The organism is Kitasatospora sp. NPDC051164 (assembly GCF_044455625.1).
Taxonomy (GTDB): Bacteria; Actinomycetota; Actinomycetes; order Streptomycetales; family Streptomycetaceae; genus Kitasatospora.
Genome location: NZ_JBITFB010000033.1, coordinates 1 through 21,243, shown reverse-complemented (window position 1 = coordinate 21,243; position 21,243 = coordinate 1). Strand labels below are relative to the sequence as shown.

General features: G+C 72.1%; 19 protein-coding genes, 5 tRNA genes and 1 pseudogene. 7 read left to right on the top strand and 18 right to left on the bottom strand.

Features of this window, described 5'->3' with window-relative positions; all coding sequences use genetic code 11:
• Window positions 1-163: 163 nt before the first annotated feature.
• The 3 genes from thiD to ACIBEC_RS37280 all read right to left on the bottom strand — a co-directional run bounded on the left by thiD (window position 164) and on the right by ACIBEC_RS37280 (window position 3,173).
• Entirely contained in the window at window positions 164-979 is an 816-nt protein-coding gene (gene thiD / locus ACIBEC_RS37290) for a bifunctional hydroxymethylpyrimidine kinase/phosphomethylpyrimidine kinase (RefSeq protein WP_360509549.1), read from the bottom strand.
• A gap of 23 nt (window positions 980-1,002) precedes the next feature.
• The gene (locus ACIBEC_RS37285; RefSeq protein WP_360509547.1) at window positions 1,003-2,028 is read right to left on the bottom strand and encodes an ATP-dependent 6-phosphofructokinase; all 1,026 of its coding nucleotides are present in this window, start codon (window positions 2,026-2,028) and stop codon (window positions 1,003-1,005) included.
• 179 nt (window positions 2,029-2,207) lie between these two features.
• Entirely contained in the window at window positions 2,208-3,173 is a 966-nt protein-coding gene (locus tag ACIBEC_RS37280) for a thiamine-phosphate kinase (protein ID WP_360509545.1), read from the bottom strand.
• A gap of 210 nt (window positions 3,174-3,383) precedes the next feature.
• On the opposite strand from ACIBEC_RS37280, the gene ACIBEC_RS37275 reads away from it, so the two are divergent.
• Window positions 3,384-3,617: an Lrp/AsnC ligand binding domain-containing protein gene (locus ACIBEC_RS37275; RefSeq protein ID WP_360509544.1), complete on the top strand. Its 234-nt coding sequence runs from the start codon at window positions 3,384-3,386 to the stop codon at window positions 3,615-3,617.
• Between the two features lie 99 nt (window positions 3,618-3,716).
• On the top strand, window positions 3,717-4,235 hold the full coding sequence (locus ACIBEC_RS37270) for a DUF3515 family protein (RefSeq protein ID WP_360509542.1): 519 nt from the start codon (window positions 3,717-3,719) through the stop codon (window positions 4,233-4,235).
• 60 nt (window positions 4,236-4,295) lie between these two features.
• On the opposite strand, the gene ACIBEC_RS37265 is transcribed toward ACIBEC_RS37270, so the two are convergent.
• The 3 genes from ACIBEC_RS37265 to ACIBEC_RS37255 all read right to left on the bottom strand — a co-directional run bounded on the left by ACIBEC_RS37265 (window position 4,296) and on the right by ACIBEC_RS37255 (window position 7,346).
• Entirely contained in the window at window positions 4,296-5,441 is a 1,146-nt protein-coding gene (locus tag ACIBEC_RS37265; RefSeq protein ID WP_360509540.1) for a D-alanine--D-alanine ligase family protein, read from the bottom strand.
• 73 nt (window positions 5,442-5,514) lie between these two features.
• On the bottom strand, window positions 5,515-6,519 hold the full coding sequence (locus ACIBEC_RS37260; protein WP_360262030.1) for an NAD(P)H-dependent glycerol-3-phosphate dehydrogenase: 1,005 nt from the start codon (window positions 6,517-6,519) through the stop codon (window positions 5,515-5,517).
• Complete coding sequence (locus tag ACIBEC_RS37255) at window positions 6,516-7,346, bottom strand: lysophospholipid acyltransferase family protein (RefSeq protein ID WP_360509538.1); 831 nt, start codon at window positions 7,344-7,346, stop codon at window positions 6,516-6,518. The genes ACIBEC_RS37260 and ACIBEC_RS37255 overlap by 4 nt, the downstream gene beginning before the upstream one ends.
• A gap of 230 nt (window positions 7,347-7,576) precedes the next feature.
• Between ACIBEC_RS37255 and cofC the strand changes: the two genes are divergently transcribed.
• Both cofC and ACIBEC_RS37245 read left to right on the top strand, forming a co-directional pair.
• Window positions 7,577-8,260, top strand: coding sequence for a 2-phospho-L-lactate guanylyltransferase (gene cofC, locus ACIBEC_RS37250; protein WP_360509536.1), 684 nt, complete (start codon window positions 7,577-7,579; stop codon window positions 8,258-8,260).
• Between the two features lie 85 nt (window positions 8,261-8,345).
• Window positions 8,346-8,567 carry a hypothetical protein gene (locus ACIBEC_RS37245; RefSeq protein ID WP_189923473.1) on the top strand — a complete coding sequence of 74 codons (222 nt, stop codon included), beginning with the start codon at window positions 8,346-8,348 and terminating at the stop codon, window positions 8,565-8,567.
• Window positions 8,568-8,749: 182 nt separating this feature from the next.
• Here ACIBEC_RS37245 and ACIBEC_RS37240 read toward each other — a convergent pair whose 3' ends face one another.
• The 4 genes from ACIBEC_RS37240 to leuC all read right to left on the bottom strand — a co-directional run bounded on the left by ACIBEC_RS37240 (window position 8,750) and on the right by leuC (window position 12,181).
• Window positions 8,750-9,478, bottom strand: coding sequence for an HU family DNA-binding protein (locus tag ACIBEC_RS37240; RefSeq protein ID WP_360509533.1), 729 nt, complete (start codon window positions 9,476-9,478; stop codon window positions 8,750-8,752).
• 133 nt (window positions 9,479-9,611) lie between these two features.
• A complete protein-coding gene (locus tag ACIBEC_RS37235; RefSeq protein ID WP_396289940.1) occupies window positions 9,612-9,959 on the bottom strand; it encodes a hypothetical protein in 348 nt (115 codons plus the stop codon).
• Window positions 9,960-10,141: 182 nt separating this feature from the next.
• A complete protein-coding gene (gene leuD, locus ACIBEC_RS37230) occupies window positions 10,142-10,738 on the bottom strand; it encodes a 3-isopropylmalate dehydratase small subunit (protein WP_360509531.1) in 597 nt (198 codons plus the stop codon).
• 3 nt (window positions 10,739-10,741) lie between these two features.
• Window positions 10,742-12,181, bottom strand: a complete 1,440-nt coding sequence (leuC, locus tag ACIBEC_RS37225; protein WP_360509529.1) for a 3-isopropylmalate dehydratase large subunit — start codon at window positions 12,179-12,181, stop codon at window positions 10,742-10,744.
• A gap of 233 nt (window positions 12,182-12,414) precedes the next feature.
• On the opposite strand from leuC, the gene ACIBEC_RS37220 reads away from it, so the two are divergent.
• Complete coding sequence (locus tag ACIBEC_RS37220; protein ID WP_030246527.1) at window positions 12,415-13,128, top strand: IclR family transcriptional regulator; 714 nt, start codon at window positions 12,415-12,417, stop codon at window positions 13,126-13,128.
• Between the two features lie 154 nt (window positions 13,129-13,282).
• Here ACIBEC_RS37220 and ACIBEC_RS37215 read toward each other — a convergent pair.
• The 8 genes from ACIBEC_RS37215 to ACIBEC_RS37180 all read right to left on the bottom strand — a co-directional run bounded on the left by ACIBEC_RS37215 (window position 13,283) and on the right by ACIBEC_RS37180 (window position 16,757).
• Window positions 13,283-13,357: transfer RNA gene (locus tag ACIBEC_RS37215), tRNA-Gln, on the bottom strand.
• 49 nt (window positions 13,358-13,406) lie between these two features.
• Window positions 13,407-13,479, bottom strand: a tRNA-Glu gene (locus ACIBEC_RS37210).
• Window positions 13,480-13,505: 26 nt separating this feature from the next.
• Window positions 13,506-13,578, bottom strand: a tRNA-Glu gene (locus tag ACIBEC_RS37205).
• 27 nt (window positions 13,579-13,605) lie between these two features.
• A tRNA-Glu gene (locus tag ACIBEC_RS37200) sits at window positions 13,606-13,678 on the bottom strand.
• A 37-nt stretch (window positions 13,679-13,715) separates the two neighbouring features.
• Window positions 13,716-13,787, bottom strand: a tRNA-Gln gene (locus tag ACIBEC_RS37195).
• A 238-nt stretch (window positions 13,788-14,025) separates the two neighbouring features.
• Entirely contained in the window at window positions 14,026-15,525 is a 1,500-nt protein-coding gene (gene gltX, locus ACIBEC_RS37190; RefSeq protein WP_360509527.1) for a glutamate--tRNA ligase, read from the bottom strand.
• On the bottom strand, window positions 15,518-16,318 hold the full coding sequence (locus tag ACIBEC_RS37185) for a fumarylacetoacetate hydrolase family protein (RefSeq protein ID WP_360509525.1): 801 nt from the start codon (window positions 16,316-16,318) through the stop codon (window positions 15,518-15,520). The genes gltX and ACIBEC_RS37185 overlap by 8 nt, the downstream gene beginning before the upstream one ends.
• A gap of 220 nt (window positions 16,319-16,538) precedes the next feature.
• Window positions 16,539-16,757, bottom strand: a complete 219-nt coding sequence (locus ACIBEC_RS37180; protein WP_360509523.1) for a hypothetical protein — start codon at window positions 16,755-16,757, stop codon at window positions 16,539-16,541.
• Window positions 16,758-17,397: 640 nt separating this feature from the next.
• Here ACIBEC_RS37180 and ACIBEC_RS37175 point away from each other — a divergent pair.
• Together ACIBEC_RS37175 and ACIBEC_RS37170 are read left to right on the top strand one after the other, a co-directional pair.
• Window positions 17,398-21,141, top strand: a complete 3,744-nt coding sequence (locus ACIBEC_RS37175; protein ID WP_360509521.1) for a nitrate- and nitrite sensing domain-containing protein — start codon at window positions 17,398-17,400, stop codon at window positions 21,139-21,141.
• A 10-nt stretch (window positions 21,142-21,151) separates the two neighbouring features.
• Window positions 21,152-21,243, top strand: a pseudogene (locus ACIBEC_RS37170) (roadblock/LC7 domain-containing protein); the annotation flags it as partial.

Genomic DNA, 21,243 nt, shown 5'->3' with positions numbered 1-21,243 from the left:
CCCCGGTTCTGGGTTTTCTCCGCGGGCGGGCCGGTGTTCTCTTTTTTGGGGGGCGGGCCCGGGGGGGGCCGGCCCCCCGGGGGGGGGGGGGGGCCCCGGGGGGCCCCCCCCCACCACTGCTTTTCCCGGACCTCTCGGCTCGGCGCCGGTCCTCCCGGCCCCCTCAGCGCCAGCGCCAGGCGTGGTCGACCGGCCCGATCCCGGCGCCCAGCGCGAAACCCCCGGCGATCGCGCCGGTGATGTACTCCTTGGCCGAGCCCACCGCCTCCGGCAGCGCCTCGCCCTTGGCCAGGCCGGCCGCGATCGAGCTGGCCAGGGTGCAGCCGGTGCCGTGGGTGTGCCGGTTGTCGTAGCGCGGCGCCCGGTACCAGTGCGCCTCCCCCGGCCCGCCGTACAGCAGGTCGGCGGCCTCGCCCTCCAGGTGGCCGCCCTTGACCAGCACCCAGCGCGGCCCGAGGTCGAGCAGCGCCTTGGCGGCGTCCAGCATCTGCCCCTCGTTCTCGACGGTCCGGCCGGTGAGCTGCGTCACCTCGTGCAGGTTGGGGGTGGCCAGGGTGGCGACCGGCAGCAGCTTCTCGCGGAGGGTGCCGACGGCCTCGGCGACCAGCAGCGCGTCCCCGTGCTTGGAGACGCCGACCGGGTCGACCACCACCGGGGCGTCCACCCCGGCCAGCAGCCCGGCGACGGTCTCGACCAGCTCGACCGAGGCGAGCATGCCGGTCTTCACGGCCTGCACCCCGATGTCGTCCACCACGCTGCGGAACTGCGCCCGGACGGCTTCGGCGGGCAGTTCCCAGTAACCCTGGACGCCGAGCGAGTTCTGCGCGGTGACGGCGGTGATCACGCTCATGCCGTGGACGCCGAGGGCGAGCATCGCCTTGAGGTCGGCCTGGATGCCGGCGCCGCCACCGGAGTCGGAACCGGCGATCGTGAGCACGCGGGGAGGGACCACGCGGGGAGGATGGGCAGTCGAAACCATGAGGTCAACCTACCCCTGACGGTTCACAGCACGGCTTCGGACTCCGCCCAGCGGTCCGGCGGCACCGTCTTCAGCCGGGTCACCGCGTCGCCGATCGGCAGCAGCTCGATCCCGGTCCGGCGCAGCGCGGTGAAGTGCCCGAACGCGCCCTGGTGGACGGCCTCCACCGCGTGCCAGCCGAAGCGGGTGGCGAGCACCCGGTCCCGGGCGGTCGGGGTGCCGCCGCGCTGGGTGTGGCCGAGGATGACCGGGCGGGCCTCCTTGCCGAGCAGGTTCTCCAGCTCGTGGGCGAGCCGGTTGCCGATTCCGCCGAAGGTCCGGTGGCCGTACTGGTCGACCTCGCCGTGGTCGAAGCGCATGGTTCCGGGCATCGGCGTGGCGCCCTCGGCGACGGCGATGATGGCGAACTTCTTGCCGCGGGCGAAGCGGTCCTCGACCATCCGGGCCAACGCCTCGATGTCGAAGGGCTTCTCCGGGATCAGGATGCCGTGCGCACCGCCGGCCATGCCCGCGGTGAGGGTGATCCAGCCGGTGTGACGCCCCATCAACTCGACCACCATGACCCGCTGGTGGGACTCGGCGGTGGTCTTCAGCCGGTCGATCGCCTCGGTGGCGACGTGCACGGCGGTGTCGAAGCCGAAGGTGACGTCGGTGGCTTCGATGTCGTTGTCGATGGTCTTCGGCACCCCGACCACCGGCAGTCCGGCGGCGCTGAACTGCTGGGCGGCGGTCAGCGTCCCCTCGCCGCCGATCGCGATCAGCGCGTCGATGCCGATCTCCCGGGCCAGCACCTTCGCGTTCTCCACCGCCCAGGCGATCCGGTCGCGCCGCACCCGGGCCGAGCCCAGGATGGTGCCGCCGAGGGTGAGCAGGCCGGTGACGTCGTCGTGCGAGACCGTCCTGGTGCGGCTCTCGATCAGGCCGAGGAAGCCGTCCAGGATGCCGACGATCTCGTCGCCGTGGACGTCCGTGCCGCGGTGGACCACCGAGCGGATCACCGCATTGAGGCCGGGGCAGTCGCCGCCACTGGTCAGTACACCGATGCGCATGTCAGGTGTGCTCCCGCTCGCAGGGTTCGGGCCGCCCGCGCCGGACGGAGTGCGTGAGTGGCGGGCGGGCTCGGATGCCGCAAGCCTACGCAAAACGCACCCCCGAAGCCCGTCCGCCGCACGCCCGGAGCGTCATGCGTCGCCGCGGCGTCCAGGGCCCATCGGCCGTACTCCGTAGGCTATTCGGCGAAGTGGTCCCAGCCGCCGACCCGGTCCCAGGGCGCGCCGTCCACCGTGACCCGGCCGCTGCGGCTGCCCGTCGGGCGCCCGGTCACCTCACCCACCACCCGCCAGCGGGCCGGGAGTTGGATGCCGCGCGGGAAGGTCGCGACGATCGCGTGGTCCTCGCCGCCGGAGAGCACCCAGACCAGCGGGTCCACCCCGACCGCCTGGCCGATGTCCGCCATCTGCGCCGGGACGTCGAAGTCCGCGGCCTTCAGGTCGATGTCCACCTCGCTGGCCCGGGCCACGTGGCCGAGGTCGGCGACCAGCCCGTCGCTCACGTCGATCATCGAGGTCGCGCCCAACTCGGCCCCCGCCGGGCCCGCGTGGTACGGGGGTTCGGGCCGGCGATGCGCCTCGACGAAGGCGCGCGGGGAGCGGAAGCCGCGCTGCAGCACGGTCAGCCCGGCGGCCGACCAGCCCAACCAGCCGGTCACCGCGACCACGTCGCCGACCTGCGCACCGGCGCGCGTCACCGCCGCACGCCCCTGCAAGTCCCCGAGCGCCGTGATGGCCAGCGTGACGGTGTCGCCGCGCACCACGTCGCCGCCGACCACCGTCGCCCCGGCGACCTGGCACTCGTCGCGCAGCCCGTCCATCAGCTCGGTCGCCCACGTGGTGGGCAGGTCGGCGGGGGCGACCAGGCCGAGCAGTATCGCGGTCGGCACCGCCCCCATCGCGGCCACGTCGGCGAGGTTCTGGGCGGCGGCCTTGCGGCCCACGTCGTAGGCGGTGGACCAGTCCCGGCGGAAGTGCCGGTGCTCGATCAGGACGTCCGTGGTCGCCACCACCCGGCCGTCCGGAGCCCGCACCACCGCGGCGTCGTCTCCCGGGCCGAGGTCGACCGCGTCGGTGAGCGGCACCCGGGCGGTCAGCTCCCTGATGAGGCCGAACTCGCCGAGCTCGCCCACGGTCCCCTGCATCTGCCGTCCTCTCGCGTTTTCATCCGATCCGGTCCCCGTCGCGCTCCCCCGCGCGCAGCGTACGCCCTTCGGGGGTGCAGAAGTCTCCCCTCCCCGGCCCGCTGCGCGGTAGCGTGGTGATCAGACTGCCGGTGAGCCCGTTTCCACCCCCCCGACGCCTGACCGGGCGATCACGGCGGCGATCCCCGTAACCGGCCGCCGGAGGTCCCCGTGGTACAGGCATACATCCTGATCCAGACCGAAGTAGGGAAGGCCACCGCGGTGGCCGAGCTGATCACCAAGATCCCCGGCGTACTCACCGCCGAGGACGTCACCGGCCCCTACGACGTGATCGTCAAGGCCGAGGCCGAGACGGTGGACGACCTGGGCCGCATGGTGGTGGCCAAGGTCCAGAAGGTCGACGGCATCACCCGCACCCTCACCTGCCCCGTGGTCCACCTCTGAGGCCCGGCTCCCGGTAGCGCCCGGCCTCGGTAGGGCCCGACTTCGGTCGGGCCCCACTGTCACCGAGGCCCGGTTCCGAGGCCCGGCTACCATCGGCGGGTGGCCAGAGAACTCCGCGTCCCCGAGGCGCTGACCGCCCTGCCGGCGCCGATCCGCTGGCTGGCCGTGCCCGTCGCGCTGACCTGCACGGTCGTCGTGCTGGTCGGCAGCTGGGGGTCGGACGACCGGAAGGTCGAAGCCCCGCACCCGAGCGGCAAGGCGGCCGACTACTGCCGGGCCCTGGCCGCCGCGCTGCCGCAGGAGCTGCTCGGGCACGCCCGCAAGGACCCGTCGCCCGCCTCGCCGTACGTGGCCGTCTGGGACAGCTCGCCCCGGACGGTCCTGCGCTGCGGCGTCGACCGGCCGGAGGAGCTGGACGGGGAGCACGCCAAGGACCTGTCCCCGACCGTCGACGACCTCACCTGGTGGTCCCAGAAGCTGGACGACGGGAGCTACCGCTTCGTGGCGACCATGCGCGCGGCCTACGTCGAGGTGGTCGCACCGCCCGGCGTCTACGGCAGCCCGCTGGACCCGGCGGCCGCGCTCACCCCGCTGGTCAAGGCCAACATCCCCGGCTGAGCCGGACGTCCCGAGGGCGGGCCGGGAGCTTCCCGGCCCGCCCTCCGCCGTACGGACCGGCTAGCGCAGCCCGGTCGAGCGCCGCAGCGCCGTCTGCAGCAGCCGGTCGATCAGCTCCGGGTACGAGACCCCGCTGGCCTGCCACATCTTCGGGTAGGCCGAGATCGGGGTGAAGCCGGGCATGGTGTTGACCTCGTTGATCATCCAGGTGCCGTCCTCCAGCAGGAAGAAGTCCACCCGGGCGAGGCCCTCGCAGCCGAGCGCCTCGAAGGCCTCGATCGCCTGGCGCTGGATCTCGGCGAGCTCCTCGGCGGTGAGCTTCGCCGGGATCTGCACGTCCGAGGAGTCGATGTACTTGGCCTCGAAGTCGTAGAAGTCGAAGCCGTCGCCGACCAGGATCTCGCCGGCCACGCTGGCCCGCGGGCCGTCCTCGAACTCCAGCACGCCGCACTCGATCTCGCGGCCGGTCACGCCCGCCTCGATGATCAGCTTGGGGTCGTGCCGACGGGCTTCCTCGATCGCGGCGTCGAGGTCGGCCAGGTCCTTCACCTTGGTGATGCCGATGCTGGAGCCGGCCCGGCAGGGCTTCACGAACAGCGGCAGGCCCAGCTCGGCGGCCCGCTCGCGCACCGCGGCGCGGCCCGCCTCGGTCTCCCAGTCGCGCGGGCGCACGATGGTGTAGCGGCCGACGCCCAGGCCGTGCGAGGCCAGGATCCGCTTGGCGAACTCCTTGTCCATGCCGGCCGCGCTGGCCAGCACGCCGTTGCCGACGTAGGGGACGCCGCTGAGCTCCAGCAGGCCCTGCAGGGTGCCGTCCTCGCCCCACGGGCCGTGCAGCAGCGGGAACACCACGTCGACCTCGCCGAGGGCCTTGGGGGCGCTCCCCGGCTCGCTCAGCAGCACCTCCCGGTTGCCCGGGGCGACCGGCAGCGCGACCTGCGCGTCGACGGACTCGGCGACGTGCGCCACGTCCGGCAGCCGGCCGTCGGTGATGGCCATCCGGGCCGGCTCGTCGCTGGTCAGCGCCCAGCGGCCCTCGTGGGTGATGCCGATCGGCAGCACGTCGTACTTGTCGCGGTCGATCGACCTGAGCACACTGCCCGCGGTGGAGACCGAGATGGCGTGCTCGGAGCTGCGCCCGCCGAAGACCAGCGCGACGCGCGGCTTCGGGGCGGACGGGTTCGGGGAGGACTGTTCGATGCTCATATCGGGTTTGAGACTACCGTGCGACGTGTTTCCGGGACGTCAACCGCCCGGGCGACCACGCCTTCCCTGGCCGTCAGCGCCGCCGCTCCGCCTTCGCCGAGCGCGACATCAGCGTCTGCAGCGCCTCCTGGGTCGGCCGTCCGTTGTGCACGACGTCCACCACGGCCTCGACGATCGGCATGTCGACGCCGTTGCGCCGGGCCAGGTCCAGCACCGACTCGCAGGACTTGACGCCCTCGGCGGTCTGGCGGGTCGCCGCGATGGTCTCGGCGAGCGACATGCCCCGGCCCAGGTTCATGCCGAAGGTGTTGTTGCGGGACAGCGGCGAGGAGCAGGTGGCGACCAGGTCGCCCATCCCGGCGAGCCCCGCGAAGGTGTGCGGGTCGGCCCCGAGCACCTCGCCGAGCCGGGTGGTCTCGGCCAGCCCGCGGGTGATCAGCGTCGCCTTGGTGTTGTCGCCGAGCCCCATCCCGGCCGCCATGCCGACCGCCAGGCCGATCACGTTCTTGACCGCGCCGCCGAGTTCGCAGCCCACCACGTCGGTGTTGGTGTACGGCCGGAAGTACGGCGTGTGGCAGGCCGCCTGGAGCCGCTTGGCGACCGCCTCGTCGGAGCAGGCGACGACGCTGGCCGCGGGCTGCCGATTGGCGATCTCCTTGGCCAGGTTGGGCCCGCTGACCACCGCGACGCGCTCCGGGCCGACCTTGGTGACCTCGTCGATCACCTCGCTCATCCGCTTGGCGGTGCCGAGTTCGATGCCCTTCATCAGGCTCACCAGGACGGTCTGCGGCTCGATCAGCGGCGTCCAGGCGGCCAGGTTGTCGCGCAGCGTCTGCGAGGGCACCACCAGCACCGCGAAGTCGGCGCCGGCCAGCGCCTCGGCGGCGTCGGTGGTGGCCCGCACCGTGTCGGGCAGCCGGACGCCCGGCAGGTAGTCCGGGTTCTCGTGCGTGGAGTTGACGGCGTCCACCAGCTCCTGGCGGCGGGCCCACAGCACGACCTCGCAGCCCGCATCGGCGAGCACCATCGCGAACGCGGTGCCCCAGGAGCCGGTCCCCATCACGGCGCAGCGGGTCACTTGCCGGCCTCCTCGACGCCCGTGCCCGGCGCGCCCTTGGCGCGCCGGCGCTCGGCCAGCGCCGTCGCGGCGCGCTCCCGGGCAGCCTTGCGCATGTCGTAGCGCTCGGCGGGCGGCTCCTCCTCGCGGACCTCGGCCAGCACGGCGGTGATCGCCGTCATGATGTCCTCGGTCGCGTCGGTGAGCACCTGGGTGGTGAGCTCCTGGCCCTGGTACTTGCTCAGGTCCACCGCCGGACCGGCCGCGACGGTCACCCTGTGGCGCGGGAAGAGGTTGAACCTGCCCTTCCCGAAACCGGGCCGGCCGTACGGCGGGATGATCTCATGCGCGCCCCAGTGGGCGACCGGGATGACGGGCGCGCCCGTCATCAGCGCGACCCGGGCGACGCCGCTCTTGCCGGTCATCGGCCACAGGTCCGGATCCCGGGTGAGCGTTCCCTCCGGATAGAACTGGACGCACTGGCCGCTGTTGACGGCGTCGATCGCGGCCCGGAACGCCTGCGCGGCGTCGGTCGACTCACGGAACACCGGAATTTGGCCGGTCTTGCGCAGCATGAATCCGATGAAGGGAATCGAGAACAGCGAGGACTTGCCGAGAATGCGCGGCGGGCGACCGCTGTTGTACTGCCAGTGCGCGTAGATCACCGGGTCGATGATCGAATTGTGGTTCACCGCGGCGATGAAGCCGCCTTCCTTCGGAAGGTGCTCCCAGCCCCGCCAGTCGGGCTTCACCAGGGCGGTCGTCACCGGCTTCACCAGCACGGCCGCGAAGCGGTACCAGATGCCGTAGTCGGCGTTGCCGAACTTGGCGTACGAGCGGCGGGCCACCCCAGCTCCTTCTCATCCGATGCGGCACCCGGAGTGCCGCGGTCATGGCCTCCCGGTGCCGTGCACCGGTGCCAGCGGTGCCCGGGCCACGGGCGCGGAACAGTGTCGCCCGCCCGCTCACCGGCTGTCGAGCGGGCGCGCCAACCCGCCGGGCGGGCGTGATCAAACGCACGTCCGCACAGTTCGGACGGCCTGGCGAGGGCTCCGGGACCGGCGACACAATGACGCCGATGACCCAGGACACCGTACGCCCCAGCGGCCCCGCCGCGCCCGCCGCACCCAGCGCCGGCTGGTCGCTGGTGCTTCCGCTCAAGCCGCTCGCGCTGGCGAAGAGCAGACTCGCCCCGTACGCCGGGCCGCACCGGGCCGACCTGGCGATGTCCTTCGCGCTCGACACCGTCACCGCCGCGCTGGCCACCCCGGGCGTCGGCCGCGTCCTGGTAGTCACCCGCGACGCCGAGGCCGGTGTCCGACTGGCCGCGCTGGGCGCGCTGGTGGTCGCCGACGAGCCCGGCGGCGGCCTCAACCGGGCGCTGGCGCACGGCGCGTCGACCGCTCTGGCGCTCGCCCCGGCGGCGCCACTGGCCGCCCTCTCGGCGGACCTGCCGGCCCTGCGTCCGGCCGAACTGGCCCGGGTGCTGGGCGCGGTGCCGCCGGACGGCCGGGCCTTCCTGCCTGACTCCCCCGGCCTCGGCACCACCCTGCTCGCCTGCGCCCCCGGCCGTCCGCTCTCCCCCGCCTTCGGGGACGGCTCGCGGGCCCGGCACGCGGCCGGCGGGGCGCTCGAACTGCGCCTCCCGGACGTGGAGTCGGTGCGCCGGGACGTCGACACCGGTGCCGACCTCGGCGAGGCCGCTGCGCTCGGCCTCGGCCCGCACACCGGTGCGCTGTTCGCCCGGCTGAGCCTGTCCTGACCCCGGCTCGGGGCTGTGCCCGGGACCGGGCCGGGTCCCGGGCCGGGTCCCGGGGGTGTGCCGACCTGCTCGCTATGCTGCTGACATGCAGGCCACCGCGTTCACCTTCGACCCCGCCACCCGGGCCGGCTCCGTGCTGCTCGACGACGGGACCCCGGTGCCGTTCGACGCGGCCGCCTTCGACGCCGGCGGCCTGCGGCTGCTGCGGCCCGGCCAGCGGGTCCGGATCCGCACCGAGGGCGCCGGCGAAGCCCGCCGGGTGGTCTTCGTGACGCTGCAGACCTTCCCCGACCCCGCCGAGGGCTGAGCCCGCGCGGGGCGGCTGCCCGCAGGCCCCCTCCGACCACGGACCATCCGTTCCCCGGGCACGCCGTCGAATCCTGACTAAGCGCCCGGAAATCGGAAGAGCCGCGGCGACCGGTCCGTGAATTCACGGAAGGGGTGCCGCGGCTCTTGGCCGAAGGCCGTCCGAGGACGGTCGCGCGGGACTTACTTGGCGGAGGTCTTGCGCGCGGTGGTCTTGCGGGTGGCGGTCTTCTTCGCCGGAGCCGTCTTCTTGGCCGTGGCGGTCGCCTTCTTGGCGGTCGCCGTGGTCTTCTTGGCGGCAGCCGTGGTGGTCGCCTTCTTGGCGGCGGCCGTCTTCTTGGTCGCGGCAGCCGTGGTGGCCGTCTTCTTGGCGGCGGCGGCGGTGGTCTTCGCGGCGGTCTTCTTGGCGGTGGTCGCCTTCTTCGCGGCGGTGGCCGTGGTCTTCTTGGCGGCAGCCGTGGTGGCCGTCTTCTTGGCGGCGGCCTTCTTGGTGGCCGGGGCGGCGGCGGCCGCGGCGGTGGCGGCACGCTTGGTGGCGGCCCGCTTGGCGGCCGGGGTGGCGGCCACACCGGTCTTGCCCGGGGTGAGGGAGCCCTTGGGGGCCTTCTTCACCGAGGGGCCTTCCTTCGGCAGCTTCTTGCTGCCGCTGACCAGGTCCTTGAAGCCCTGGCCGGGGCGGAAGCGGGGCACCGAGGTCTTCTTGACCTTGACGCGCTCGCCGGTCTGCGGGTTGCGGGCGAAGCGCGCGGAGCGCTCCACCTTCTCGAAGGTGCCGAACCCGGTGACCGAGACCCGGTCACCGGCCACGACGGCACGGACCATGGTGTCGAGCACTGCGTCGACGGCCTCTGCGGCAGCCTTGCGACCGCCCAGCTGCTCGGCCACCGCTTCGACAAGCTGAGCCTTGTTCACGTCTTCCCCTTCGGAAACGGGCGCCGGATGATTCCATCCGTTCTTTTCGCACGTTAGGTATGTATCTGCGGACTTTCAATTACCAAACGCGCGAATCACCCTAGTGTCGCAATGGATTTGCGCGTCGGCGACCTCAGCCGAGCGGCGGGCGCCCCTCGTCGAGGTCATGTACAAAGCGACTCAACCGCCTTGCCGCCTCCGGAAGATCGCGCTTGGCGGTCTCGGTGACGATGAGGAGTTGACGGGTGAGAGCGGTCTTTGCATCGGCAGACACGTTCAGCGCATGCACGCGGGCGTGAGCTTGCTTCAACCGCTCGGCCACAAGCGCGTAGAGCGCTACGACTTCCTGGTCGTCCGGCCCCTCAGCTGGCGCGGAGGTGACGTCCGGCCGATCGTCAATTCGGCGTTCGGATGGCCGGCCCATGGAGTCCTCAGCCGCGGGTTCGCCGCCCGCGTACGGAGGTTCATGGTGCCGGTGCATGTACTGATTGTGCCATCTACCCGCAGTTGTACTTGCGCGGGGCCCTCTCCCGCAAAGCCAAATGGGCAATCGGGGGCGGGCCGCGGCGCTAACTCGTGCTCCGGAACGACGGATGGCCCGGCCCCCCCGAGGGGGGCGCGGGCCATGCGGCGGATCGTCAGAATGCTTGTTCTGAGGGGAACTCAGGCGACCGGCAGAGTACGGGGCTTGAAGGCCGGGCGGGTCGTCTCGAAGGCCGCGATGTCGGCCTCGTTCTGCAGCGTGATGCTGATGTCGTCCAGGCCGTTGAGCAGCCGCCACCGGACGTTGTCGTCCAGTTCGAAGGCCGCGGTGACGCCCTCGGCCCGCACTTCGCGGGCTTCCAGGTCAACGGTGATCTCGGCCGAAGGGTCACTCTCGGTGAGCACCCAGAGCCGTTCCACGGTCTCCTGCGGCAGGACGACCGTCAGCAGGCCGTTCTTCAGGGAGTTACCGCGGAAGATGTCGGCGAAGCGCGACGAGATGACCGCGTGGAAGCCGTAGTTCTGCAGCGCCCAGACGGCGTGCTCGCGGGAGGAGCCGGTGCCGAACTCGGGGCCGGCCACCAGAACCGTGGCACCCTGCCGCTCGGGCCGGTTGAGGATGAACGACTCGTCCTTGCGCCAGGCCTCGAACAGTCCGTCCTCGAAACCGGATCGGGTGACCTTCTTGAGCCAGTGGGCCGGGATGATCTGGTCGGTGTCCACGTTGCTGCGGCGCAGCGGGACGGCCCGGCCGGTGTGGGTGGTGAACTTCTCCATGGCTCAGGCCTCCACGGCAACGTCGGGGTTCGCCGGCTCGGCGGCGTTCAGATCGGCGGGGGAGGAGAGGCGGCCCAGCACCGCGGTCGCGGCGGCGACCTGCGGGGAGACCAGGTGGGTGCGGCCGCCCTTGCCCTGTCGGCCCTCGAAGTTGCGGTTCGAGGTGGAGGCGCAGCGCTCCCCCGGGGCCAGCTGGTCGGGGTTCATACCCAGGCACATCGAGCAGCCCGCGTGGCGCCATTCGGCGCCGGCCGCGGTGAACACCTTGTCCAGGCCCTCCTCGACGGCCTGCAGCGCGACCCGGACGGACCCGGGAACCACCAGCATCCGTACGCCGTCGGCGACCCGGCGGCCCTCCAGCAGGGCGGCGGCGGCCCGCAGGTCCTCGATCCGGCCGTTGGTGCAGGAGCCGACGAAGACGGCGTCGACCTTCACCTCGCGCAGCGGGGTGCCGGCCTCCAGGCCCATGTACGCCAGGGCGTTCTCGGCGGCGGCACGCTCCTGCGGGTCGGCGAAGGAGGCCGGGTCCGGCACGTTCGAGCCCAGCGGGGCGCCCTGGCCGGGGTTGGTGCCCCAGGTGACGAACGGGCTCAGCTCGCTCGCGTCGATGAAGATCTCGTGGTCGAAGACCGCGTCCTCGTCGGTGCCCAGGGTCTTCCAGTACGTGACGGCGGCGTCCCAGTCCTCGCCCTGCGGGGCGTGCGGGCGGCCCTGCAGGTAGTCGAAGGTGGTCTGGTCCGGGGCGATCATGCCCGCCCGGGCGCCGGCCTCGATCGACATGTTGCAGATGGTCATCCGGGCCTCCATGGACAGGCTCCGGATCGCCGAACCGCGGTACTCCAGGACGTAGCCCTGGCCGCCGCCGGTGCCGATCTTCGTGATGACGGCCAGGATCAGGTCCTTGGCGGTGACGCCCTCGGGCAGTTCGCCCTCGACGGTGATCGCCATGGTCCGGAACGGGGCCAGCGGCAGGGTCTGGGTGGCCAGCACGTGCTCGACCTGGCTGGTGCCGATGCCGAACGCCAGCGCGCCGAAGGCGCCGTGGGTGGAGGTGTGGGAGTCGCCGCAGACCACGGTCATGCCGGGCTGGGTCAGGCCGAGCTGCGGGCCGACGACGTGCACGACGCCCTGCTCGACGTCGCCGAGCGAGTGGATCCGGACGCCGAACTCGGCGGCGTTGCGGCGCAGGGTCTCCAACTGCACCTTGGACACCGGGTCGGCGATCGGCTTGTCGATGTCCAGGGTGGGGGTGTTGTGGTCCTCGGTGGCGATCGTCAGATCGGTGCGGCGGACCGGGCGCCCGGCCAGTCGCAGTCCGTCGAAGGCCTGCGGGCTGGTGACCTCGTGGAGCAGGTGCAGGTCGATGAACAGGAGGTCGGGCTCGCCCTCCGCACGCCGCACGACGTGGTCGTCCCAGACCTTCTCTGCGAGTGTCCGTCCCATCGGATTCCCTCCAGCCGGCCGCGTTGCCGGCCTTCTCGTGTCGTCGAGGTCGCTGCGTGCGCCGCCCCCTGCGGGGACGCGTTCGCGAGACCTGCACGCCGGATCGCTGTCCACGATGCGGACACTCGGACGAGGCCCCATCCTGGATGTCTCCCGGGCTGCTGCATCCAGAGTGGCGCTTTTCTCGGAAGATTGAACTTGCGTCTCGCGGAATGAGACTGCAGTCTTAGGGCATGGACAACACTAGCGGCGTCGGCGTTCTCGACAAGGCCGCTCTGGTGCTGAGCGCACTGGAGTCGGGCCCCGCCACGTTGGCGGGGCTGGTCGCCGCCACCGGTCTGGCGCGCCCCACGGCCCACAGACTCGCCGTCGCACTCGAACACCACCGTCTGGTCACCAGAGACATGCAGGGACGCTTCATCCTCGGTCCCCGCCTGTCCGAACTCTCCGCCGCGGCGGGCGAGGACCGGCTGCTCGCCACCGCGGGCCCGGTCCTGACCCACCTGCGCGACGTCACCGGCGAGAGCGCACAGCTCTACCGCCGCCAGGGCGAGATGCGGATCTGCGTCGCCGCCGCCGAGCGGCTCTCCGGTCTGCGGGACACCGTCCCGGTCGGCAGCACCCTGCCGATGAAGGCCGGCTCGGCCGCCCAGGTCCTGCTCGCCTGGGAGGAGCCCGAGCGGCTCCACCGCGGCCTGCAGGGCGCCCGCTTCACCGCCACCGCGCTGAGCGGCGTCCGGCGGCGCGGCTGGGCCCAGTCGATCGGCGAGCGCGAGCCGGGCGTCGCGTCCGTCTCCGCGCCCGTCCGCGGTCCCTCCAACCGCGTGGTCGCCGCCGTGTCGGTGTCCGGCCCGATCGAGCGCCTGACCCGCCACCCGGGGCGCCTGCACGCCCAGGCCATCATCGAGGCCGCGAACCGGCTCACCGAGGCCCTCCGCCGCAGCTGACCCCCGGCCGCCCGCGGGAAATCCCCCACCCCTCCCCCACCGAGAATCCGAAAGGGCCCCGCTCGAAACCGAGCGGGGCCCTTCGCTGTCCACTGTGCGGGAAAAGTGTGCGGGAAAAGCAAAAAAGACCCCGGGAACCGGGGTCTTCCTTTTCTGGCTGGGGTACCAGGACTCGAACCTAGACTAAATGAACCAGAATCACTCGTGCTGCCAATTACACCATACCCCAACACAAAGCAAGGGCCGATGGGCGAACCCACCGGCTTCCTGCCCTGAAGTACCCCCGACCGGATTCGAACCGGCGCTACTGCCGTGAGAGGGCAGCGTGCTAGGCCGCTACACAACGGGGGCTTCCTGGCGATCCCTTGCGGGATCCGTACCCCCGACCGGATTCGAACCGGCGCTACTGCCGTGAGAGGGCAGCGTGCTAGGCCGCTACACAACGGGGGCTTTCCAGGTGATCCCTTGCGGGATCCGTACCCCCGACCGGATTCGAACCGGCGCTACTGCCGTGAGAGGGCAGCGTGCTAGGCCGCTACACAACGGGGGCTTGATCTTCATTTGTACTGCTGTACTTGCGTACTGCGCTGGGGTACCAGGACTCGAACCTAGACTAAATGAACCAGAATCACTCGTGCTGCCAATTACACCATACCCCACCAGAGTTGAACCCTCGTCGGGATCTTCTCAGGCGTTGCGCCTCTCGTTCGGTCCCGGCGGGGGGCTTTCGCTCCCTCGTCCGTTCCCTCCCGGGCGGCGCAGAAAGAACATTACCCGACGTCTGCCCTGGCTCCAAAATCGATAACCCCAGGCAGCCGCCGAGCGGCCGTCCGGTGACCTCCGGGTACGCCGCGGGCCCGGCACGGAGCCGGGCCCGCGGTGTGCTCGGCGGCCCGGTCAGGCGGCCGGCAGGGCGTCCAGGGCGGAGCGCAGACGGCGCAGCGTCTCGGGCCGGCCCAGCAGCTCCATGGACTCGAACAGCGGCGGCGAGACCCGGCGGCCGGTGACGGCCACCCGCAGCGGCGTGAAGGCGAACTTGGGCTTGATGCCCAGCCCGTCCACCAGCGCCTCGCGCAGCGCGGCCTGGATCGGCTCCGGGGTGAAGTCCGCGAGCTCCTCCAGCGCCTTGATGCTGGCCGCCAGCACCGGGCGGGCGTCCGCGGTGAGCACCTTGGCGGCGTCGTCCGGATCGAGGGCGAACTTCTCCGGCGCCACGAACAGGAAGCCGGCCATGTTCACGATCTCGCTCAGCACGACCATCCGCTCCTGGGTGAGCGGCGCGACCTTGGCGAGCACGTCCAGCTGCTCGGCGGTCGGCTCGGCCGGCAGCAGCTCGGCGGCCTGGAGGAACGGCACCAGGCGCCGCGCGAAGTCCTCCGGGGCCAGCTTGCGGACGTGCTCGGCGTTGATCGCCTCGCACTTCTTCAGGTCGAAGCGGGCCGGGTTGGCGTTCACCTTCGCGATGTCGAAGGCGGCGACCATCTCGTCGATGTCGAAGAGGTCGCGGTCCTCGGCGAGCGACCAGCCCAGCAGCGACAGGTAGTTGAGCAGGCCCTCGGGGATGAAGCCGCGCTCGCGGTACAGGTTGAGCGAGGCCTGCGGGTCGCGCTTGGAGAGCTTCTTGTTGCCCTCGCCCATCACGTACGGCAGGTGGCCGAAGCGCGGGGTGGTGCCGTCGCCGACGCCGATCTCGGCGAGCGCGGCGTACAGCGCGACCTGCCGCGGGGTGGAGGACAGCAGGTCCTCGCCGCGGAGCACGTGGGTGATGCCCATCAGGGCGTCGTCCACCGGGTTGACCAGGGTGTACAGCGGGGCGCCGTTGGCCCGGACGATGCCGTAGTCCGGCACGTTCTCCGGCTCGAAGGTGAGCGTGCCGCGCACCAGGTCGTCGAAGGAGATGGTCTTGTCGGGCATCCGGAAGCGCAGGATCGGCTCGCGCTTCTCCAGCTTGTAGACCGCGACCTGGTCGTCGGTCAGGTCCCGGCAGTGGCCGTCGTAGCCGGAGGGCTTGCCGGCCGCGCGGGCGGCCTCGCGGCGGGCGTCCAGCTCCTCGGTGCTGCAGTAGCAGTGGTAGGCGTGGCCGGCCTCGTGCAGGCGGCGGGCGACGTCGGCGTAGATGTCCATCCGCTGCGACTGGCGGTACGGCTCGTGCGGACCGCCGACCTCCGGGCCCTCGTCCCAGTCGAAGCCGAGCCAGCGCATGGCGTCGAGCAGCTGACCGTACGACTCCTCGGAGTCGCGGGCGGAGTCGGTGTCCTCGATCCGGAAGACCAGCGTGCCGCCGTTGTGGCGGGCGAAGGCCCAGTTGAAGAGGGCGGTGCGGACCAGGCCCACGTGGGGGTTGCCGGTCGGGGACGGACAGAAGCGAACCCGGACGGCCGGGTCAGTGTTAGCCACGCTTGATCACCTTGTTGGCGAGAGTGCCGATGCCTTCGATGGAGACGGCGACCTCGTCGCCGACGTTGAGGGGGCCCACCCCTGCGGGCGTGCCGGTGAGGATGACGTCGCCGGGCAGCAGCGTCATGGCCTCGGAGATGTGGACGATCAGCTCGGCGACCGAGCGGACCATCAGGGAGGTGCGGCCGGTCTGGCGGAGCTCGCCGTTGACCGTGCAGGTGACGGCGAGGTCGCTCGGGTCGAGGTCGGTCTCGATCCACGGACCCAGCGGGCAGGAGGTGTCGAAGCCCTTGGCCCGGGCCCACTGGCCCTCGCGCTGCTGGACGTCCCGGGCGGTGACGTCGTTGGCGCAGGTGTAACCGAGGATCACCTCGGGCACCCGGTCCAGCGGCACCTCGCGGCACATCCGGCCGATCACCACAGCGAGTTCGGCCTCGTGCTGGACGTCCGAGGAGAACGGAGGGTACGCGATGCTCTCGGTCGGGCCGATCACCGCGGTGGACGGCTTGAAGAAGGTCAGCGGGGCGTCCGGGACCTCGTTGCCCAGCTCCTGCGCGTGCGCCGCGTAGTTGCGGCCGACCGCCACGATCTTGTTCGGGAGCATCGGGCTGAGCAGCCGCACGTCCTGGAAGCGGTAGCTCTCACCGGTGGGCTGGGGCTGGCCGAACGGGTGGCCGGCCAGCGCGTGGACGACCAGCGAGTCGGGCTGGGAAGGGTCGCCCTCCACCACGCCGAAGGAGACGCTGCCGGCGGCAGGGCTCCCTTCCCGGACGGAAAACCTGGCAATGCGCACGGCTGGGATACCCCTCGCTTCGTCGGCCGCCCGGGGCGCGCCCGGGCGCTGGTGGGCGCCCCGCCCGCAGTGGGCGCGGCCCCGTCAATCGGCCTCCAGGCTATCGCGTGGGGCCCCGGCCGACCGCTTAGCCCCTGTTCGGTGCGGTCGGGGCGGGAACGCCGGAGGGCGCCGCCGCCACGGGTGTGACGGCGGCGCCCTCCGGGGAGCGCGTACGGGGTCAGTCGGCCACGACGACGGCCGGGGCGACCATCAGCTGGACGCGGCGCGGGTTGGCGGTGCTGTTCGGCAGCTCGGTGGCGTAGGTCACGACGTCCTCGGGCTTGCGGGCGCCCGGGATCTTGCTGAAGTCCTCGACCGAGGCCAGCGTCGTGCGGCGCGGGTTCGCCGTGGAGCCGCAGGACAGCGTGGACTTGGTGGCCTTCTTCGCCTGGGACATCGAGAGCACCTCGTGGTCGTGGCCGGGCGGATCCGCGGCGGATCGGCACCGGCCTGAGTGATTCCGATTGATTCGGAGGGGTTCTGGGCAGGCTGATCGGTGCCGTGCTCCGGAGACAGCCAAGATTACGAGATCTCTTTCCATAGAGACCGTGACCAAAGCTACACATTGACCTGTGATTTTGCTCACAAAATGCCGAGCAAAACTCAGATATCCGACATATCGTCGCACCGGAATTTTCCGACATTCAGCCCGTAACGGGCATTCCGGAAGGTCTGTGACTCTTGTCGATCTAGGGTCGGGTTGGCATGTATCCGGCGAGTGTCCGAAAAAGGCGGTATTCCGGTCCGGTTACCGCACAGTCAGTGAGATCGCACAAGCACTCGGTAGTGTCGGACGCCTGCTTCCTGCGGCCCTTGTTGGGATTCCCCGGCTGTGCTGGAATGCGACGGACCGTGGGTAGGGAGTGGTCCACCCCGGTGACCCGCTCGCCCGGACCGGCCGGGGAGCGGATGGAAACTCGACACCGTCCAGGCCGTGGCAACACGGCGGGACGCCCGGTCCAGAGGTTGCGACGCCAGTGCAGGGACGTTTCAAAAGGGGTAGCGGCGCCGCGGGAAACCCGGAGTCGCGCGAGCCTGTGGCAGCCCCCCAGCAGGCGGCGGCGCCCGGCGGCCCGGCCGAGCCGATCACGCCCGAGACCGTCGGCCGCCCCGAGGAGGACGGCCAGGAACGGAAGTCCGCCCGGGACAAACTCCGGACCTCCCTGACCCGGCGCCGGGCCACCGGTCTGAGCCGGCTCGCGATGCGCAACTGGCGCATCCGCACCCGGCTGATCGCCCTGCTCGCCCTCCCCGTCCTGGTCTCGCTGGTCCTCGGTGGCCTGCGCATCCAGACCTCGATGGAGAACTCGCAGCAACTCGCCCAGATGGCCAACCTGTCCGACCTGGCCAAGAAGGCGACCAACCTCGCGGACTCGCTGCAGACCGAGCGCGACATCAGCGCCGGCCCGATCACGCACGAGCCGAACGCCCAGCTGGACGACGACATCGTCGCCGCCCGCAAGGCCACCGACGACCTGAGCCGCACCTTCACCGCGTCCTCCGACAAGTTCGAGAACCTCGAACTGTCCGGCGGAAAGGCGCTGCTGCTGCAGATCCGCAAGGACCTGAACTCGATCGCGGACACCCGCAGCCTGCCGTACCAGAACAACCAGAACATCCAGTCGACGATCACCGCCTACGACGTGATCATCCGCGACCTGCTGTCCATCACCCAGGACATCGCGCTCGCGTCGAACAACAAGGACCTGGTCGTCTCCACCCGCGCGCTGCAGCAGTTCTCGCTCGCCAAGAACGCGACCTCGCAGCAGCGGGCCCTGATCAGCGCCGCGCTCGCCAACGTCAAGGGCCCCGACCTCAGCCCGAGTGACGAGTCCTTCGGTATCCGCCTGCGCCTGTCGTACGACAACGCGATCGCCAGCTTCAACAACATCTACACCGCGCACGACCTGGACAACCTGCGCAGCCAGCTGAGCTACAACGGCGTGGTCGCCGACGCCGACCGCTACTCCCAGACGATCCTCACCCAGGGCGGCATCCACCAGACCGAGCCGGTCACCTACAAGGACTGGTTCGAGAAGGCCAGCGCCAAGATCACCGCCGAGCGCCGGATCGAAAGCAAGCTGATCGAGAACCTCGACGGCAAGGCCCAGGACCTGCAGTCCCAGGCCGACACGGACGCCCTGATCATCGGTGTCGCGGTCGCCCTGGTGCTGCTCGTCGCCCTCGGTGGCGCCGGTCTGATCGCCCGCTCGATGGTGCGCTCGCTGACCCGTCTGCAGAACGCGGCCGAGGACGTCGCCGAGCGCCGGCTGCCCGAGCTGGTCAAGATCCTCTCCGAGAGCGACCCGCACGACGTCGACACCACGGTCGAACCCGTCGCCGTCGACTCCGCCGACGAGATCGGCCACGTGGCGCACGCCTTCGACATGGTGCACAGCGAGGCCGTCCGCCTCGCCGCCGAGCAGGCCCTCCTGCGCGGCAACATCAACGCGATGTTCACCAACCTCTCGCGCCGCAGCCAGGGCCTCATCCAGCGCCAGCTGTCGCTCATCTCCGAGCTGGAGAGCCGCGAGGCGGACCCGGACCAGCTGGCCAACCTCTTCAAGCTGGACCACCTCGCGACCCGCATGCGCCGCAACGGCGAAAACCTCCTCGTCCTCGCCGGTGAGGACCCGGGCCGCCGCTGGACCCGCCCCGTCCCGCTGGTCGACGTGCTCCGCGCCGCCGCCTCCGAGGTGGAGCAGTACGAGCGCATCGAGCTCGCCGCCGTGCCGTCGGCCGAGGTCGCCGGCCGCGTCGTCAACGACCTCGTCCACCTGCTCGCCGAGCTGCTGGAGAACGCCACCTCGTTCTCCAGCCCGCAGACCCGCGTCCGGGTCACCGGCCACGCGCTGCCGGACGGCCGCGTGCTGGTCGAGATCCACGACACCGGCATCGGCCTGAGCCCCGACGACCTCTCCGAGATCAACGAGCGCCTCGCCAACCCGCCGACGGTGGACGTCTCGGTCTCCCGCCGCATGGGCCTCTTCGTGGTCGGCCGCCTGTCGCTGCGCCACGGCATCCGCATCCAGCTCCGCCCCAGCGACTCCGGCGGCACCACCGCGCTGGTCATGCTCCCGGTGGACGTCACCAACTCCGGCGACCGCCGCGGCGCCGGCCGCCCCGGCCCCGCCCAGGGCAAGCAGCAGCGCGGGGTCGCCCCCACGCCGCGCCAGCAGCGCCAGATGCCGCCCGCCCGCCAGAACGGTCCGGCCGCGCTCGGCCAGAGCCCGGCCGGCGGCGCCCCGCAGGGCGGCCGCCCGCAGCTCGGCCAGGGCGGCCCGACGGGCCCGCAGGCCGGTCCCGGTGCCCAGGCCGGTCCGGGTGCGCCCGGCGGCCGCGCCGGTGGTCTGCCGACCCGCCAGGTCGGCAAGGCGCTGCGCGAGACCTCGGTTCCGCAGGGCCAGGGCAAGGGCCAGCACCAGGGCCAGCAGAGCCCGGGCCGGCAGCCCGCGCAGCCGCAGCAGCCCCAGCAGCCCCAGCAGCCGCAGCGGGCCCAGCAGCCGCAGCAGCCCCAGCACCAGTCGCAGCAGCAGCAGTCGCCGCAGGGCGGCCTGCCCCAGCGCGCCCCGGGCCGCCAGGGTCCGCCGCAGGCCGGGCCGAACGGCCTGCCCCGCCGCGGGCAGCAGCCGGGCCAGCCCCAGCCCGGTCAGGAACGGCCGCGCCCCGGCGGTGACTTCGACGGCGGTCCGGGTCCCCGGACCGGCGAGCAGCCCCAGCACGGCCGCCCCGGCGGTCCCGGTGCTCCGCAGCAGGGTGCCCGTCCGGGCAACCGTCCGCAGGACGGCCTGCCGCAGCGCGCCCCCGGCCGTCAGGGCCCCGGCGCGCCGGGTGCCCCCGGGCGGCCCGGTGCCCAGGGTCCGCGCCGTCCGCAGCGCCCCGGCCCGGACGCGCCGCAGCGCGACCGCCAGCCGCAGCTGCCGCAGCAGGCCCAGCAGCAGCCCCAGCCGCTGCCGTCGGCCGAGCCGGCGCCGGTGGAGAGCACCCAGCAGTTCGCCCGCCCGCGGTTCGAGGCCAGCCAGATCGACCCGCGCGACCCGCTGGGCCTCGGCCTGGTCGAGCCGGTGCTGCCGAACGTGCCGAATCCGGCGCGTCCGGAGCCGGTGCGCCAGGAGCAGGCCCCGCAGCAGCCGCAGCCGCTGCCGTACCAGGAGCCGATGGCGCTGCCGACCGGCCCGTCCGCGGCCACCGGCCGGCAGCCCGGCGACCAGCAGGCCGCCGACCAGCAGCCCTGGTACCCGCAGGGCGACGCCCAGCAGGCGCGGCCGCGGTCCTACCAGCCGCGTCGGCCCGGCACCGCTGCGCCGGAGTTCCAGGAGCAGGGCCACGCCCAGCAGCCTCCCCGGCAGCAGGCCCCGCAGCAGGAGCCCCAGCCGGCTCCCCAGCAGCATGCCCAGCAGCCGCAGGCCCAGCAGCCGGGCGAAGGCGACGCGCCCTGGCGCCCGTCCGCGAACGACGAGCGCTGGCGCCGCGCCGAGCAGGTCCGCGAGCCCTCGACCAGCGGCGTCACCATGTCGGGCCTGCCCCGGCGGACCCCGCAGGCCAACCTGGTCTCCGGTACCGCCGAGTCGTCGCCGCTGACCGGTCCGCAGGTCTCCCGGGCCCCCGAGGAGGTCCGCGGGCGCCTGACCAACCTGCGCCGCGGCATCCAGCAGGGCCGCCGGGCCGGGGCCGAACAGGCCGCCAACCAGCCGGGCTTCCCTCATGGTGCCCAGCAGCCCGGATTCGATAGTTTCGGTGGCCGGAGCGACGGCAACGGCGCAGATCACCAGGAGCGTTGAGTTGAACCAGATGAGCCAGGCCGCACAGAACCTGAACTGGCTGATCACCAATTTCGTGGACAACACCCCCGGGGTGTCCCACACCGTGGTGGTCTCCGCGGA